This window comes from Halomonas alkaliantarctica, assembly GCF_029854215.1.
In the GTDB taxonomy this organism is placed as follows: domain Bacteria; phylum Pseudomonadota; class Gammaproteobacteria; order Pseudomonadales; family Halomonadaceae; genus Vreelandella; species Vreelandella alkaliantarctica_A.
The window spans coordinates 3078809-3093635 of the sequence record NZ_CP122961.1 but is presented as its reverse complement, the minus strand read 5'-3'; the positions used below and the strand labels follow the sequence as shown (position 1 = coordinate 3093635).

General features: G+C 56.7%; 13 protein-coding genes. 5 read left to right on the top strand and 8 right to left on the bottom strand.

All coding sequences use genetic code 11. The features are described 5' to 3' along the window. Nucleotides 1-48 precede the first annotated feature (48 nt). The 6 genes from QEN58_RS14195 to QEN58_RS14170 form a co-directional block, all read right to left on the bottom strand. Nucleotides 49-1086 carry a FecCD family ABC transporter permease gene (locus QEN58_RS14195; protein WP_280104274.1) on the bottom strand — a complete coding sequence of 346 codons (1038 nt, stop codon included), beginning with the start codon at nt 1084-1086 and terminating at the stop codon, nt 49-51. After that, nucleotides 1083-2087, bottom strand: a complete 1005-nt coding sequence (locus tag QEN58_RS14190; protein ID WP_280104273.1) for a FecCD family ABC transporter permease — start codon at nt 2085-2087, stop codon at nt 1083-1085. Before QEN58_RS14190 ends, QEN58_RS14195 begins: the two co-directional genes overlap by 4 nt. Next, complete coding sequence (locus QEN58_RS14185) at nt 2081-3061, bottom strand: ABC transporter substrate-binding protein (protein ID WP_280104272.1); 981 nt, start codon at nt 3059-3061, stop codon at nt 2081-2083. Before QEN58_RS14185 ends, QEN58_RS14190 begins: the two co-directional genes overlap by 7 nt. A 72-nt stretch (nt 3062-3133) precedes the next feature. Continuing rightward, on the bottom strand, nt 3134-3469 hold the full coding sequence (locus QEN58_RS14180) for an AzlD domain-containing protein (RefSeq protein ID WP_280104271.1): 336 nt from the start codon (nt 3467-3469) through the stop codon (nt 3134-3136). Next, a complete protein-coding gene (locus QEN58_RS14175; protein ID WP_280104270.1) occupies nt 3466-4206 on the bottom strand; it encodes an AzlC family ABC transporter permease in 741 nt (246 codons plus the stop codon). The genes QEN58_RS14180 and QEN58_RS14175 overlap by 4 nt, the downstream gene beginning before the upstream one ends. Beyond that, nucleotides 4203-4733: a helix-turn-helix domain-containing protein gene (locus QEN58_RS14170; protein WP_280104269.1), complete on the bottom strand. Its 531-nt coding sequence runs from the start codon at nt 4731-4733 to the stop codon at nt 4203-4205. The genes QEN58_RS14175 and QEN58_RS14170 overlap by 4 nt, the downstream gene beginning before the upstream one ends. A 129-nt stretch (nt 4734-4862) precedes the next feature. Here QEN58_RS14170 and QEN58_RS14165 point away from each other — a divergent pair, with 129 nt between their 5' ends. Next, the gene (locus QEN58_RS14165) at nt 4863-6167 is read left to right on the top strand and encodes an MFS transporter (RefSeq protein WP_280104268.1); all 1305 of its coding nucleotides are present in this window, start codon (nt 4863-4865) and stop codon (nt 6165-6167) included. Between the two features lie 55 nt (nt 6168-6222). Here the strand turns inward: QEN58_RS14165 and sstT are convergent, their stop codons facing one another. Then, the gene (sstT, locus tag QEN58_RS14160; protein ID WP_280104267.1) at nt 6223-7446 is read right to left on the bottom strand and encodes a serine/threonine transporter SstT; all 1224 of its coding nucleotides are present in this window, start codon (nt 7444-7446) and stop codon (nt 6223-6225) included. A 183-nt stretch (nt 7447-7629) separates the two neighbouring features. On the opposite strand from sstT, the gene QEN58_RS14155 reads away from it, so the two are divergent. After that, nucleotides 7630-7959, top strand: a complete 330-nt coding sequence (locus QEN58_RS14155; protein WP_280104266.1) for a DUF2790 domain-containing protein — start codon at nt 7630-7632, stop codon at nt 7957-7959. 94 nt (nt 7960-8053) lie between these two features. Here the strand turns inward: QEN58_RS14155 and QEN58_RS14150 are convergent, their stop codons facing one another. Then, complete coding sequence (locus QEN58_RS14150; RefSeq protein ID WP_133729964.1) at nt 8054-8374, bottom strand: hypothetical protein; 321 nt, start codon at nt 8372-8374, stop codon at nt 8054-8056. Nucleotides 8375-8752: 378 nt separating this feature from the next. On the opposite strand from QEN58_RS14150, the gene QEN58_RS14145 reads away from it, so the two are divergent. The 3 genes from QEN58_RS14145 (at nt 8753) to QEN58_RS14135 (ending at nt 14736) form a co-directional block, all read left to right on the top strand. Beyond that, entirely contained in the window at nt 8753-10402 is a 1650-nt protein-coding gene (locus QEN58_RS14145; protein WP_280104265.1) for a DASS family sodium-coupled anion symporter, read from the top strand. 126 nt (nt 10403-10528) lie between these two features. Next, a complete protein-coding gene (locus QEN58_RS14140; protein WP_280104264.1) occupies nt 10529-11674 on the top strand; it encodes an exonuclease SbcCD subunit D in 1146 nt (381 codons plus the stop codon). After that, the gene (locus tag QEN58_RS14135) at nt 11671-14736 is read left to right on the top strand and encodes an AAA family ATPase (protein ID WP_280104263.1); all 3066 of its coding nucleotides are present in this window, start codon (nt 11671-11673) and stop codon (nt 14734-14736) included. Before QEN58_RS14140 ends, QEN58_RS14135 begins: the two co-directional genes overlap by 4 nt. Nucleotides 14737-14827: the final 91 nt, after the last annotated feature.

Here is a 14827-nt window from a genome sequence, read left to right as displayed (position 1 = left end):
ACTGTTTGGCGGCGCCTTCGGGGCGCCGCTTTTTTTCGTCAATTCGCACTAAAAGCGAGCTCGCGATCTATGCAGCAAATAAACGAAGAAGGGCGCGCCTATCCCGGCCACAAAGATGCCTGCGGGAAGGTCTTTGGGCAAAAAGGCCACTCGGCCCAGCAGGTCGGCGTAAAGTACGATTAAGGCGCCGACCAACGCTGACGCGGGCACCAAGCGTGCCATATTGCGCCCCACCAGCCTAGCGGCCAGGTGGGGGGCAATGAGTCCCACAAAGCTTAAGCCACCGGCAAACGCCACCGCACCGCCAGCCAGCGCCACGCTGCAGGCTAGCAATACCAACCGGCTGCGTAGAATCGCCACGCCAAGCCCTTCGGCAACGCTATCACCCAGCGCCATGGCATCCGCATGGCGGGAGAAGAGTAGGCTGATAGGCACCGTGACGACTATCCACGGTAATAAACCCCACACATCGTCCCATTGCGCCGCATAAAGGCTGCCGGTGAGCCATACATAGGCGGTCATGGCGGCAGAATCATCGCTGATAACGATTAACAGGGTGGTGCCAGCGCCCATGGCCGCCGCCAGGCCAATGCCGACCAGCACCATGCGCGATGGACTAATACCTTTTTTCCAAGCCAGACTAACCACCAGCAGAGCAGAAGCCAGTGCTCCCAGCATGGCCGCAACGGGCAGCCAGTGAATGCTAAGAGTCGAACTCAATAGGGATAGGAACACCACCGCCGCCAGCGCTGCGCCACTGGTAATGCCGATCACATCCGGGGAGGCCAGCGGGTTGCGCACGATGCTTTGCAGAATCGCCCCCGCTATTGCCAGGGCGGCGCCAACCAGTATCGCTAGCGTAATGCGGGGCAGCCGAAGCTGCCAAATAATAAAGGCGATATCGCTGTTTTGCGGGGCCGTTAGTGCGTCTAGCACCTGCAGAGGTGGCGTGGGAAAACTGCCTAAACAGAGCGACAGTCCGGCGCTTGCTAGCAATAAAAGACTTAGCATCGTCAGGCTACGCAGTAAGCGTTTACTGTCGCTGATTGCTTCGCTATGGAGGGTTAACGTTGCGTCTGATCTCATTGGCCAGCCATCTTGCGTCGCGCCAGATAGATAAAGAAGGGCGTGCCGATCAGCGCCGTCATCACGCCGACCGGTATTTCCTGAGGTGGCATTAAAAAGCGCGAGCCTAGATCGGCCAGCAGCAGCAAACAGGCACCTAGCAGGGCGCAGGCGGGCAGCAGCCAGCGATGGTCGATGCCAAATATTCCTCGCGCCATATGGGGCACAATCAGTCCCACAAAGCCGATCATGCCCGCCAGCGCCACGGAGCTACCCGCTAGCACAATCACAATTAAACCAAGTAGCAGCTTGATGGTGGTGGCCTGCATGCCGAGCCCGGTGACCATGTCATCGCCCAGCAACAGTGCATTGGCGTGGCGGATCAGCAGGGCGCAGAGCAGCAGTGCTCCGCCAAAGAGAGGTAGTAAGGGTGCGACCAATGAAAGATCACGTCCCGACACTGAGCCTGCTAGCCAGTAGAGCACGCTTTCAAAACTTTGCTGATCAATCACCAAGAGTCCTTGGCTGAACGACACAAACATCGCCGTTACCGCAACGCCTGCTAGCACGACCCGCAGAGGGGAGAGCTCACCGTGGCGGCCGCGGCTAAGCACCACCACCAGTATGGCGGCAATGAGTGCCCCCAATAGCGCGGCCCAAACGTAGTGAGCGGGTGTGTGCAGCGGCAATAGCGAAACTGCCACTACCACAAAAAACATCGCGCCTGCGTTGATGCCCAGAATGCCCGGCGACGCCAGCGGGTTACGCGTCATGGTCTGCATCAGTGCGCCGGCAATCGCTAAGCTGGCGCCCACTAGGGCGGCAATCACCGCACGGGGTAAGCGCTCAGTTAAAAGAATGATGTGGGCGATGTCGGTAGGGTCGTAGTGGGCGAACGAACCGTACAGCGAGGAGAGGGCGATTTCAGTCGTGCCTAACATCACGCTAGCGAAAAAGGCGGCTAGCGCCACCAGCGCGCCAAGCAGCAGGCCGATACTTTTTGCGGCAGCACTGTTTAGCATGAAATAGGCTCCCCGTGCCCAGAGGAGCGAGGCAGGCAAGCCTGATGCTGTGCCGCTTCGGGTTGCAACAGCCCAAAGTGGCTATACAGATCATCCAGCATGGCGTTGGCCGCTAAGATTCCACCACCCATCATCCAACTGACCGGCTCAACTTCAAATACGCGCCCGGTTTGTACCGCTGACAGCTGTTGCCAGAGAGGGTGGGAAGCCCAGTGCTGGTAATTATCTGCAATGGCGGGGTCATCCGGCTCAAGCAGAATAAAGATAACATCGGCATCTAGCACCGGGATGTTTTCAGTACTGGAAAGTTTCATGCCCCAACGCTGGCTTTGCAGTGTATCCGGTTGCTCAAAGCCCAGCTCATTTAAAATCGAGCCTGCAAAGCCGCTGGTATAGATGCGTACGTGGTCGCTTTTAAACCGTACCACGGCCACTTTTTGCGGCCACTCGCTGCCTAGCCTGGCGGCAATCTGCTGACGAAAGTCGGCGACACGATCATTCCATTGCTGAAGCAGCTCATTCGCCTGCGCTTCGCGGCCAGTGGCACTAGCCACCATCGTGAGTGTGGTTTTGAAGTTAAACACCGTAGGCGCTGATACCGTAGTGGCGATATCTTCGAGTAGCGGCGCTATCCGCGCATGGCGAAAGTCGCTGGCAATGACCAAGTCAGGATTCAGCCAGGCAATCTTTTCCAGGTTGGGTTGGGTTTCCAGTCCCACATGCTCGACGCTATCAAGCGCATCGCGCAGGTAGCGGTACATGGGCTTTTCCAGCCATGAATCGACCACGCCAATAGGCGTCAATCCGAGGGCTACGGCGCTGTCGGTAGCCCCTTGGTAAAGCGTCACAATGCGTGGCGGTTCCGGAGGGCTGCTCGGCATGTTAGCGGCTGCCAGTAGGGGCAGTAGCGTCGTCAGCGTTAACAGCAACACCCTCATAAAAACATGCTTGCGATGAGTGTGTGCTTTTAACATTAATGTCACTTTACGATTGGCTCGGATTTAAGAGCCGGGATGATGGCATGACGTAAAAGCTAATGCAAAGCATTACCAAATGAAGGCCGCTACCTCCACCATCCCAAATACCGCGACGCCGGCCGCGACCGGCCAGCCAAGTGAGCGTACCCGCGACCACACCAGCAGCGTGATGGAAAGCCCGATGGCGGTGGCAATCCAGGAAATAGCGCTTGGGTTAACCGGCACAATGGACACCCCCAGCACGGCGGCAATCATCAGCGGGCCGAGAATACCCAGCCACTGGGGCATGTTATTAAGGCCGCTTTCACTGTTGAGGCGGCGCTGCATCCATAAAAACGGCACTACCCGCATCAGCAACGTGCCAAACGCAGAAACCGCTACCGCTAACCAAAGTGCACTGCTCATGATTCACGCCTCCTGCAGGTTGCGAATTTCACCGAATAGAACTGCATGGAATAAAAGCACAGCGCGCCGCAAGCGGCAGCTAGGGGAATCGCCACGTTGCTCCAGCCGAGCAGCGTTAAACACAGCGCCGCTAGAATGGTGCAGCCCATGGCGGCTGCCCAACGCTTGTCGGTAAAGCGCGGCGCCACCATGGTCAAAAACAGCGCGGGCAGGGCGAAGGGCATAATCTCACCCAGCAGCGGCCAGCGGGCGGTAAATGCCTCACCCGCGGTAGCGCCCACCGCGGTGCCAATGATCCAGGCGCCCCAGGCCAGTAGCGATGCACCAACAAACCAGCTAAAACGCTTTACCTCAGGCAGTTGCGGCAGCCGGGTTAAGGCAAGGGCGAATACCTGATCGGTAAGACCATGCATTAGCCAGGGCCAGTGGCGGCTGCGCGGCAGTAACGCCGCCAAGTTAGGCCCATATACCACATGGCGAACGTTAATCAGCAGCGTCATCGCCACCACCAGCCACAGCGGTGCACCGGTGGCGATCATACCGACAAACAGAAACTGCGAGGCTCCGGCGTAAATCAGCGCTGAAATAGCCGTGGCTTCCAGGGTGCTAAAGCCTGCCTGAGTAGCCACTAAGCCAAATGACAGCGACACCGGAATGTAGCCACCGAGTAGTGGAATGGCCTCTCGCACGCCCTGAAGAGCGCTATGGACTGGAGAGTGTCTGGCAGCTTGGCTCATGGTGTTTGGCCTTCTGCACCGTAGGTGATGGTCATCATCAAAGTGGCCTCCGCTGCATGGGTGCGATAAAGGTGTGGCTGGTCGGCGGGGAAGGTCAAGGTGTCCCCGGGCGTGAGTTGCGTGGTGGCGCCCTCTGGCCCTGCTTCCAGCCAGCCGCTGATCAGCGTAAGCGATTCACGAGTGCCGGGTGTATGGGCTTCAGCATGACGCATTGTATGTGGTGCGCAGCGCACCCAGTAGGCGTCTACCTGGGGGGAATCCTTGCCTTGATCAATCAAACGTACTTGAACGCCATCTTCGCCCAGCGGCACGCCGATTGGCGCCACCAGGGTGCCGAAAGGCACGTTGAGCTGCACCGCCAACCGCCAAATGGTATCCAGGGTCGGATTGCCGTTGCCTTGCTCCAGGCGACACAGGTTGGACTTGGCAATTCCCGCCTCACTGGCCAGCTGCGACAGTGACCAGCCCCGTTCTAGTCGAAGGGCTTGAAGGTGTTGGCCCAGGGTGTTGAGTGAAAGCTTATCCATTCTGGTATCTTGTGTTCCTTTTATAGAACGTTCTATATAAAGAACGTTAGCCTGTCAATGATTGTCACAAGCGCTTTCAGTGGCACTCTTTATGCATGACCTTTAGGTTGGCTGCTGCGAGGAAGCGCAATGCGTTCATTGGCAATGCTCAAACCGGTTAAATCGATCCTATACAGCGTGGCGTTACTGCTGCTCGGCAACGGCTTGCTGAATACGCTGCTAACCCTGCGTGGCACGGGGGAGGGATTCTCCAGCGCGATGCTGGGGATGATTATGTCCGGCTACTTTGTCGGCTTTATCTGCGGCACCTGGGTGAGCGGGCGCTTAATTCGGCGCATGGGGCACATTCGTACCTTTGGCTTCTGTGCCTCTATTTGTGCATCGGTGGCGCTTTTACACCTGGTGTTTATCAACCCCTGGGTATGGCTACCGTTACGGGTGATCTATGGGCTTTCGTTTATCACCCTGATTACCGTAATTGAGAGCTGGCTAAACAGCCAAGCTGCCAGCCATGAGCGGGGGCGAATTTTTGCCGTCTACATGGTGGTCAACTTGGGTGCTCTGGCCACGGCTCAGCAGCTACTGCGGCTCTCATCACCGCAAGGCTTTTTACTCTTTGTCGTCATCGCCATTCTGATCAGTTGGGCTCTTTTGCCTATCACGTTGACCCGTCGCGTTCAGCCTAAAATCCCCGAGCGGCCCAAAAGTAGCCTGCGGGCGTTGCTGGGCTTTGCGCCGCTAGCGGTGGCCTCCGCCGCGTTATCGGGGCTGGCGATGGGCGCATTTTGGTCAATGACCCCGGTCTACGCCACGCAGCTGGGGTTTGATATTGGCGGGGTCGGGCTGGTGATGAGTGTAGCGATTATTGGCGGTGCGCTGCTGCAGATACCCATTGGGCGCTTCTCCGATAAACACGACCGCCCTAGTGTGATGACCTGGGTAGTGTTATTAGCAGCGCTGATCGCCGCGGGCATGCCCTTTGCGCCTAGTCATGAAGTGCTGCTGGGGTTGTATTTTATCTGGGGCGGTTTGGCGTTTTCACTCTATCCGCTGGCGGTGGCGCAATTGATCGACCAGCTTCACCCGGATGAAATTGTCTCCGGCTCAGCGGATATGTTGGTAATGCACGGTGCGGGCTGTGCCGTCGCACCGATTGCAGCGGGGTCGCTGATGACGGCTGTGGGTAGTCACGGCTTGCCGATCTATATTGCCTGCGTATTTACCCTGCTGGGGATTTACGCCATTTATCGTCGCCGCCATGTAACGGCCTTGATTACTCATACGGCTCACTTCGAACCGATGGTACAAAGTAGTGCAGGGGCATTAGAAATGATCTTCGATGATACCCAGCGCGACCTATTCGATGACCCAAGCTTCTATGAAGATGATGAGCGCGAGCGTTTGGCGAGCCTTTTCAAACCATCAAATAGTTAATATAGGCGCGCGCTGAGGGGGCGGCTGTTATAAGCAGCCGCTCCCCTGGGAGATATTAAGAGCGATTGGCCTCTTGCGATTGGCAAGCGGCAGCAGTGAACAGCACATCGGTAGAGGAGTTGAGCGCGGTTTCGGTGGAGTCCTGTACCACGCTGATCACAAAGCCAATCGCCACCGCCTGCATGGCCACTTCCGTGGGAATACCGAACAGGTTGGCGGCCATGGGAATCAGCATCAGTGAACCGCCTGCCACGCCTGAAACGCCACAGGCCGCCAACGCTGACACCACGCACAGTAGTAGAGCCGTGGGAAAGTCGACGCTAATGCCCAGCGTATGAGTGGTTGCTAGAGTGATCACCGTAATAGTGATGGCCGCACCGCACATATTGATCGTCGCGCCCAGCGGAATGGAAATGGAGTAGGTGTCAGGGTCCAGCTTCAGGCGGCGGCATAGCTCCAGGTTCACCGGGATATTCGCGGCCGAACTGCGGGTGAAAAAGGCGGTAATCGCACTACCCCGCAGGCACGTAAACACCAAGGGATAAGGGTTTTGCCGGGTGGTGAAGTACACCAGCAGCGGATTACTCACTAGCGCAACAAACAGCATGCAGCCCACAATCACACCTAGCAGTTGGGCGTAGTTGAGCAGCGCCGCAACGCCAGACTCTGCCAGCGTGCCTGCCACCAAACCAAAGATCCCCAGCGGCGCTAAACGAATCACCAGTGTCACAATGCGAGTGATCGCGGCAGATAAATCGCTCAACGCTTGGCGGGTGGTATCGCTGGCTTGACGCAGGGTCAAACCCAGGCCGATGGCCCAGGCCAGAATAGCGATAAAGTTAGCCTCCATCAGTGCACTAACCGGGTTGGCCACCGCATTCAACAGCAGGTCGCGTAGAACGCTAAAAATATCCCCGGGGGGGCTGCCATCAACTTGGCCTGCATTCAATACGAGTTCGGTGGGAAATAGAAAGCTGGCTGCTACCGCAATGAGCGCGGCGATCAGCGTGCCCGCCACATACAGCACCAGCACGGGGCGAATATGGGTGGGTTGGCCTTTTTGATGAGCAGAGATCGCTGCGGCTACCAGTACAAACACCAAAATGGGTGCCACCGCCTGCAAGGCGGCGATAAATAGCTGGCCAAGCAGGGCCACGTTGCTCGCAATACCCGGTGCAAACAGGGCGAGTACTACCCCAGCAACGATACCGATTAAAATTTGCGGGATAAGACCCAGCCGTATAAGTGGCCGGAAAACGGTGCGGGCGGTGGCGATCATTGCGCAACTCTCAGGTAGTAAAAGGTAGGTGACGTTGCGGCGTTTAGCCGCTAACGCGCCTGAAAGGGGCGATATTCTACCAGCTACAAGCATGACGCGGGTGGCTGGAGAAAAAAACGTGCAGCCTATGTACTTAGCACGCAACTTGCTGTTTACTTTAAAAAAAGACCAGGGAACTTTCCAATGAAAATTAGAACGTTGTTATTTGCGCTTGTTGCGCTATGTGCTTCATCGCTGGCGATGGCCGCTGACTACTATGTGGATATCACCAACCGAACGGGTTACACCATCTACTATATGTACGTGAGCCCAGGGAACTCGAAAAGCTGGGAAGAAGATGTGCTGGGTAAAGATGTATTAATGAACGGCGATACCCAGCGAGTTACGCTAACGGGCTATACCAACCCCTATTTCGATATTCGCTTAGTTGATGAGGATGAGGACAGCTATACCTTCTGGAACGTGGATGTCTCAACAGAAGACATTATCGTCACGCTGGATCACTTGGATTAACGTCTGCATTCACGCAATAAAAATGCCCCTGCCCCATCAGAGGGCAGGGGCATTAGTCAATGATGCTTGTTGCCTTGGCGATCTAGCCTCTAGTTCAAGCAGCCACGACCTCAAGAGCCGCAGGAGTGGATTTTTGCGGTTTTCTGATGATTTCGTCGTTATCCGCAAATAGCTCACTGCTGCCAATCATCTCAGTATACCCTCGCTGTGTTAAAGCAAGCACCTCGGGTGACGTACCCCACTTCATCAGCATCTCATCCAGCACTTGCTCGGCTTTTTCAGCCTGGCCCCAGTGGGTAAGTAGTTGGGCAATGGCGTAGTCGCACTCGGGAGTGTCGAACAGTTCATCCTTGATGTCTTGAATGGCGATGTTAAGACCCGCCTGGGAAAGGTCGCTTGACGTTTCGTTATGCATATCACGGCTCCGTGTGATTGCTAATGAGACGGCGGTTAAGCTGAGATAACCGCCTGAATTTGAGTTGTACGTGTGTTGTACGAACCGAGCTTAATATAGCCGTGAGTGAGAAGCAAATGCGAAAAGGCGGCGGCAAAGGTTTATTGCACCGCGGTTGTATTTGGCTTGATAAATACCTCGAACGGGTGCTGTTTGCCATCAGTTACAACTAAAGTTGTTAGACTTTGGTTGTAGCTAGCAGCAAATTACTGGACTAATGGCCTATTGCAGTTAATAAAGGGCGCCAAATGAGGTTCCGTATCGCCCTGCGTGCGTATATATCGGAATGTTGATCCTCGATTTGTTCTTTTCACTCTGACCGTAAGTGGCGCAAATTGTATGCAAAAAACTGCCCTGATGACGGTGTGGGATCAGCTATGGCATTCCCACTACCAAGCTAAAAACTTATTGATGTGCGCGCTCCCAACGGGAGGGGCCGCCAACGCCGCGACTTCGAATACCAAGCGTGATCCTTCCCCTCAACCTAAACCACCCGCTTACACCACCCCGCAGAAGATCGGCCTGTTGCTTGGCCCTTTGCTGTTCGCTTTTGTGGTGATGTTTTTTCACCCTGAAGACTTGAGCTTTGAAGGGCGCATGGTGCTCGCCACCACTCTATGGGTGGCCGTATGGTGGATCACTGAAGCCATTCCTATTCCCGCGACCTCGTTGCTGCCCATTGTGCTATTGCCGGTTACCGGCGCGCTGGATGGCAATACGGTGACCGCCGCTTACGGCAATCCAATTATTTTCCTGTTCCTGGGCGGCTTTTTGATCGCGCTGGCAATGGAGCGGTGGGATCTCCACAAGCGTATCGCACTGTCGATTATTGCCGTGCTGGGCACCAGTATTAATAGCATCGTCTTTGGCTTTATGGCCGCGACGGGCTTTTTGTCCATGTGGGTTTCCAACACCGCGTCGGTCATGATGATGCTGCCGATTGGTACCGCTATCGTCTACCAGGTGAGCCAAGAGCTGGCGAAAAGTGATGGCGACCACAGTGCCGAAATCGATAAGTTCAGCAAAGCACTGATTTTTGGTATCGGTTATGGCGGTACCATTGGGGGGTTGGGCACGCTAATCGGCACCCCACCGAATATCATCCTCGCTGCCATTGTGAATGAGCTGTTTGGCATCGAGATCTCCTTTGCCGGTTGGCTCATGTTTGCTTTTCCCGTCGTACTGGTGCTGCTGTTTAGCACCTGGCTACTACTAACGAGGGTGTTTTTCCGCATCGAGTTTAGCCACCTGCCGGGCGGACGGGAGCTGATTAACAAAGAAAAAGCAGCGCTGGGTAACACCAGCTTCGAGGAGAAAGCGGTGCTGGCAGTGTTTCTGTTCGCTGCCTTTATGTGGATTACCCGTTCGTTCTTGTGGCAGGGGCAGATCATCAATATCCCCGGTATCAATGACACCATGATCGCCATAGTTGCTGCGCTGCTGCTGTTTTTGATTCCCTCCAAAAACAAAGGCGGCTGCTTACTGGGCTGGGACGTGGCGAAAGACGTACCCTGGGGCATTCTGCTGCTGTTCGGGGGTGGGTTGGCGATTGCCGCAGGCTTCGGCTCTTCCGGTCTGGCAGAGTGGATTGGCGGGCAAATGAGCGTACTGGAAGGCGTCAACTTCCTGCTGGTGATCCTGCTGGCGACCGGCATGGTGCTGTTCTTGACCGAAATCACCTCGAATACCGCCACGGCCACCATGATACTACCGGTGCTGGCGTCGCTGGCGCTGGCGCTAGATGTTCATCCCTTTGTACTGATGGTGCCCGCCGCAATGGCGGCCAACTGTGCCTTTATGCTGCCAGTAGGTACCCCGCCCAATGCCATCATCTTCGCCACTGGCAAACTGAAAATTATCGAGATGGTGCGTACCGGCTTCTGGATCAATATCATCGCCATGCTGCTGATTGTGGCCGCGGTATACTTCCTGTTGCCGGTCATGTGGGGGGTTGATCTCACCAGCTACCCTGATGCCTTTCGTCGTTAGTAAGATTTTATAGTGTCGACTAGCCCCGCCCGTGTGCGGGGCTTTTTTATGGTGAAATGGAGTTTTGTGAGTAGATAGCGTGTCGGGTTGTTATCATCCCGCTACACACTTTTTCCTGAGCCTGTTATGCGTCTACTTCACACCGCCGATTGGCATCTGGGGCGGCTGTTCCACAACCTGTCGTTGCTGGATGACCAGCGCCATGTGCTCGACCAACTTATCGAGATCATTGACCGGGAAAACGTCGATGCGGTGTTGATTGCGGGCGATATCTACGACCGCTCGGTGCCGCCTGCAGCGGCTGTAACCCTGCTGGATGAAGTGCTCCACGCCCTCTGTGAGGAGCGCAAGCTGCCGGTGATTATGATCTCGGGCAATCACGATGGCGCCGAGCGGCTTCGCTTCGGCGCGCGCCACCTACGTCAGGCCGGGCTGCATATCCTTTCCGACCTAGCCGACTTTGCCACGCCTGTAACGCTGTCCATTAAGGGCGTTGAGATGGATGTGTTTGGCATTCCCTACGCCGACCCCGAGCATGTGCGCAGCCAGTTTAACGTTGACGTGCGTGATTTTGACGGCGCCCACCGCTACCTGGTTGAACGCATCGAGGAGCAGCGTCATCCCACACGCCCCTGCGTACTGATGAGCCATTGCTTTGTGGATGGCGGCAGCGCCTCTGACTCTGAACGCCCGCTGACCCTGGGCGGCGCCGAAAGTGTCGCTTGGGAACCTATGGAAAGCTTTGATTACGTCGCGCTCGGCCACCTTCACGGCCCCCAGTACCGCGGCGGCGAACATATTCGCTACAGTGGCTCGCTGCTCAAATATAGCTTTTCCGAAGCCAGCCAGCGTAAAGGCGTGACGTTGGTGGATCTTGATGCGAGCGGCGTCACCCAGATCGAGCAGATACCCCTCATACCTAGTCGTGAAGTTCGCGTACTCGAGGGCGAGATCGATGCGTTGATTGCCCAGGGGCGAACGGACGCAAATGCCGACGACTACCTGCTGGTGCGGCTTACCGACCGCCACGCCATTCTCGACCCCATGGGCAAACTGCGTGAGGTGTATCCCAACGTGCTGCACCTGGAGAAGCCCGGCATGCTCGATGCTCGGGGCAATCAGCAGCTTGATCGCGAGCGGCTGCGTTTTGATGCCCTGGATATGTTCAGCGACTTCTTCAATCAAACCAGCGGGGAGGCTATGAGCGATGAGCAGGCTAGCGCCATGGCGGAATTAATTAATCAGTTGCAACGCGATGAGGTTCAAGGATGACGCCGTTAACCCTCACCATTCAGGCGTTTGGGCCTTTTGCGGGCAGTGAGACCATCGATTTCACTGTGCTGGGCAGAAGCCCGCTGTTTCTGATTAATGGTCCCACTGGCGCCGGTAAAAGCTCGATTCTTGATGCCCTGTGTTTTGCGCTTTATGGCCAGACCACGGGAAATGAGCGTGAACCTGCGCAGATGCGCTGCGATCAGGCCGATGCCGCTTTGTTAACGGAGGTGACGCTCGATTTTCGCCTACGTGGTGAAGATTACCGGGTTCGCCGCGTACCCCAGCAGGAGCGCCCCAAAGCGCGCGGCGAAGGAACCACTACCCATAACGCTGAAGCCCAGCTTTGGCGCTTGAATGCGGATGGCGCGGTGGAGACCTGTCTGGTGGCCCGCAAGGTCAATGATGCCACCGCCGAGTTGCAAACCCTGATTGGTCTGGATGCTAACCAGTTTCGCCAGGTGATGGTGCTACCCCAGGGTAAGTTTCGCGAGTTACTGATAGCAGATTCAAAAGATCGCGAAAAAATCTTTTCTCAACTGTTTCAAACCCAGATTTTTCAGCGTATCGAAGAGCGCCTGCGCACCCAGGCCAATCAAATCGAGCGGGCAGTGAATGACCATCGCCAGCATATCAGTGGCATCCTCGCCGGGGGTGAGCTTGAGAGTGAAGCCTCGTTAGGGCAAGAGCTTGAAGCGCTGGCACCCCAGGTAGACCAAGCGCGGCAGCGCTTTGAAACCGCGCAGCAGCAGCGCCGTAGCGCCGAAAAACAGCGCGACGAGGCGCTGACCCTGCAGCGTCAATTTGAGGCCCGGGATACGCTCGCCGCGGATAAAGCCCGTCATCTTGAGCAGCACGCTCACATAGAAAACACTCAGGAGCGTTTAGCGCAAAGCACTCACGCCCAGGCGCTGCGCCCCTATAAAACTGCCCTAGACCAAGCACAGCAGGCGCTAACCACCGCCCAGGCCGATCAGCGGCAGGCGGAAACCGCATTAGCCACCCAACGCACTAACGCCGAACAGGCCCAGCAGTCGTTAGAAGTGGCACGCCAGCGTCAGGCAGAGCTCCCCACGCTGCGGGAACGGCATCGCCAGCTGGGTGAGTTTATCCGTAAAGGCCAGCAGCTAAGCGAGCTGCAGGGGCGTTATCAAACGGTGCAGGCCGCCTGGCAACAAGCCGATGTGGCACTCAAGCGCGATGAGGCGCAGCTAGATAGCATTCGTCAGCAGGGCGAAGCGATCGGCGTTAATCTGGAGCGTTTACAAACAGAGTATCAGCAGCTGGCCAGCGCCCCCGTTGAGCTAAGTCGCCATCACAACCTGCTGACCCAGCGCCAAGAGCTGGATGAACTCAACCGGCAGGGGCAGGAGTTAACCAAGCATCAGCAGCAGGCGGCTGATGCACTCAACCGCCAGCAAAACGAAGCAGAACGGGCGGAACGCCACGCCACTGAGCAGGAGATGCGTTGGCACCAGGGGCAGGCCGCGCTGTTAGCGCTTACCCTTGAACAGGATCTCCCTTGCCCGGTATGCGGCAGCCTGGAGCATCCAGCCCCAGCAGCCAACAGTGCAGACGTGGTCAGCCAGGCGCAGGTTGAAGAAGCTAGATCAACGCAAGAGCAAGCTCGCCAGGCATGCCAGAGCGCCGAACGCCATCACCATCAGCTTGAGCAGCAGATTAACTACAACGCAGAGCAGGGCCAGCGGCTTAATCAGCAGTTGGGCGAGTGGGCTGGCCAGCCACTGAGTGAGCTGCAAAATGCCTGCGAAGGCTTGCGCCGCCAAGTTCAGCGCAGAGAAAGCGTAGAGCGTGAGATTAGCCAGCAAACTGCCGCTCGGGATGCGCTGCGCCGCGAGTGGGGCGCGCTGGATAAGCAGCTTAAAGCCCAGCGGCCCGAGGTTGAAAAGGCCAAAGAGGACGCGCTGCGCCTAGAGAGTCAGCGTGACCAGATGAGTCAATCGCTGCCGGAAGAAGCCCGCGATCCTGAGGCAGTGCGCCGAACTCTCGGTGAGTTTGAACACCAGATCGCCCAGCTTGAAAAAGCCTGGGAGAGCGCCCAGCAGGCACTCTCGACCAGCCAAACCCAGCTGGCGCGAGCGGAAGAGCAGCTACGCGGAGCGAACGAGCGAATCGAACGCAGCGAACAGTCGCTCCAGCAGGTCCAGTCAGAGTGGCAAGCCGCGTTGCAGGCCAGTCCCTTTGGTGATGAGGCGGCGTTTCAGGCTGCGCAGTTGGACGACATCCAGCGGCAAGATTTGACTCGCCAGGTAGAGGCGTACCAACGCCGCCTAGCCGAGCTTGAAGGCGCGCTGGAGAACTACCAAACCCAGCTTGCGGACAAAACGCCGCCGGATCTGGCCTCTCTAGCGAGGATAACCGAGGTCGCCCAGGCAGAGGAGAACATCCAGCTAGAGGCATGGCGGGGGCTGGATGGGCGGTTGACCACGCTACACGGTATTCGTCAAAAGCTTGCGACTACCCACACGGCGCAGGCAGAGCTCGAAGCCCAGTATCAGCTGTGGGGCACGCTAAGCGAAGTCGCTAATGGCCGTACCGGACATCGCATTAGTCTGCAGCGCTTTGTGCTGGGTGTGTTGCTGGATGACGTATTGATTCAAGCCTCTGAGCGTTTGGTGCGCATGAGCCGGGGACGTTATCAGTTGGTGCGGCGGGAAGATCCCTCCAAAGGGAACAAAGCGTCGGGATTGGAGCTTGATGTGGCCGACACCTACACTGGTAAGAACCGCTCGGTAGCCACGCTCTCCGGTGGGGAGTCGTTTATGGCTGCGCTCTCGCTGGCACTGGGACTCTCAGACGTGGTGCAGGCTTACGCTGGCGGTATTCAGCTGGATACGCTATTTATCGATGAAGGTTTCGGCAGCCTCGACCAGGATGCGCTGGATCAAGCCATCGCCATGCTCAGCGAACTGCAAATGGGCGGACGCATGATTGGGGTGATCTCCCATGTCAGCGAACTCAAAGAGCAAATGCCCGTCCGTATAGACGTTCTTGCCAGCCGTCACGGGAGCTCGGTGAAAGTAAAGGGCGCACTTTTTTAATGACTATGGCATTAAATGACTAAGACGGCGTCAGTTCATGCTGTGTTCATACAGTATGTTTTATAAAGTGAGTGAATCGTCAAACGGGCCC

What these genes read in the sequence shown, in the direction of transcription:
- QEN58_RS14195 (WP_280104274.1), bottom strand. Translation starts at nt 1,086, where the DNA reads ATGAGATCAGACGCAACGTTAACCCTCCATAGCGAAGCAATCAGCGAC.
- QEN58_RS14190 (WP_280104273.1), bottom strand. Translation starts at nt 2,087, where the DNA reads ATGCTAAACAGTGCTGCCGCAAAAAGTATCGGCCTGCTGCTTGGCGCG.
- QEN58_RS14185 (WP_280104272.1), bottom strand. Translation starts at nt 3,061, where the DNA reads ATGTTAAAAGCACACACTCATCGCAAGCATGTTTTTATGAGGGTGTTG.
- QEN58_RS14180 (WP_280104271.1), bottom strand. Translation starts at nt 3,469, where the DNA reads ATGAGCAGTGCACTTTGGTTAGCGGTAGCGGTTTCTGCGTTTGGCACG.
- QEN58_RS14175 (WP_280104270.1), bottom strand. Translation starts at nt 4,206, where the DNA reads ATGAGCCAAGCTGCCAGACACTCTCCAGTCCATAGCGCTCTTCAGGGC.
- QEN58_RS14170 (WP_280104269.1), bottom strand. Translation starts at nt 4,733, where the DNA reads ATGGATAAGCTTTCACTCAACACCCTGGGCCAACACCTTCAAGCCCTT.
- QEN58_RS14165 (WP_280104268.1), top strand. Translation starts at nt 4,863, where the DNA reads ATGCGTTCATTGGCAATGCTCAAACCGGTTAAATCGATCCTATACAGC.
- sstT (WP_280104267.1), bottom strand. Translation starts at nt 7,446, where the DNA reads ATGATCGCCACCGCCCGCACCGTTTTCCGGCCACTTATACGGCTGGGT.
- QEN58_RS14155 (WP_280104266.1), top strand. Translation starts at nt 7,630, where the DNA reads ATGAAAATTAGAACGTTGTTATTTGCGCTTGTTGCGCTATGTGCTTCA.
- QEN58_RS14150 (WP_133729964.1), bottom strand. Translation starts at nt 8,374, where the DNA reads ATGCATAACGAAACGTCAAGCGACCTTTCCCAGGCGGGTCTTAACATC.
- QEN58_RS14145 (WP_280104265.1), top strand. Translation starts at nt 8,753, where the DNA reads ATGCAAAAAACTGCCCTGATGACGGTGTGGGATCAGCTATGGCATTCC.
- QEN58_RS14140 (WP_280104264.1), top strand. Translation starts at nt 10,529, where the DNA reads ATGCGTCTACTTCACACCGCCGATTGGCATCTGGGGCGGCTGTTCCAC.
- QEN58_RS14135 (WP_280104263.1), top strand. Translation starts at nt 11,671, where the DNA reads ATGACGCCGTTAACCCTCACCATTCAGGCGTTTGGGCCTTTTGCGGGC.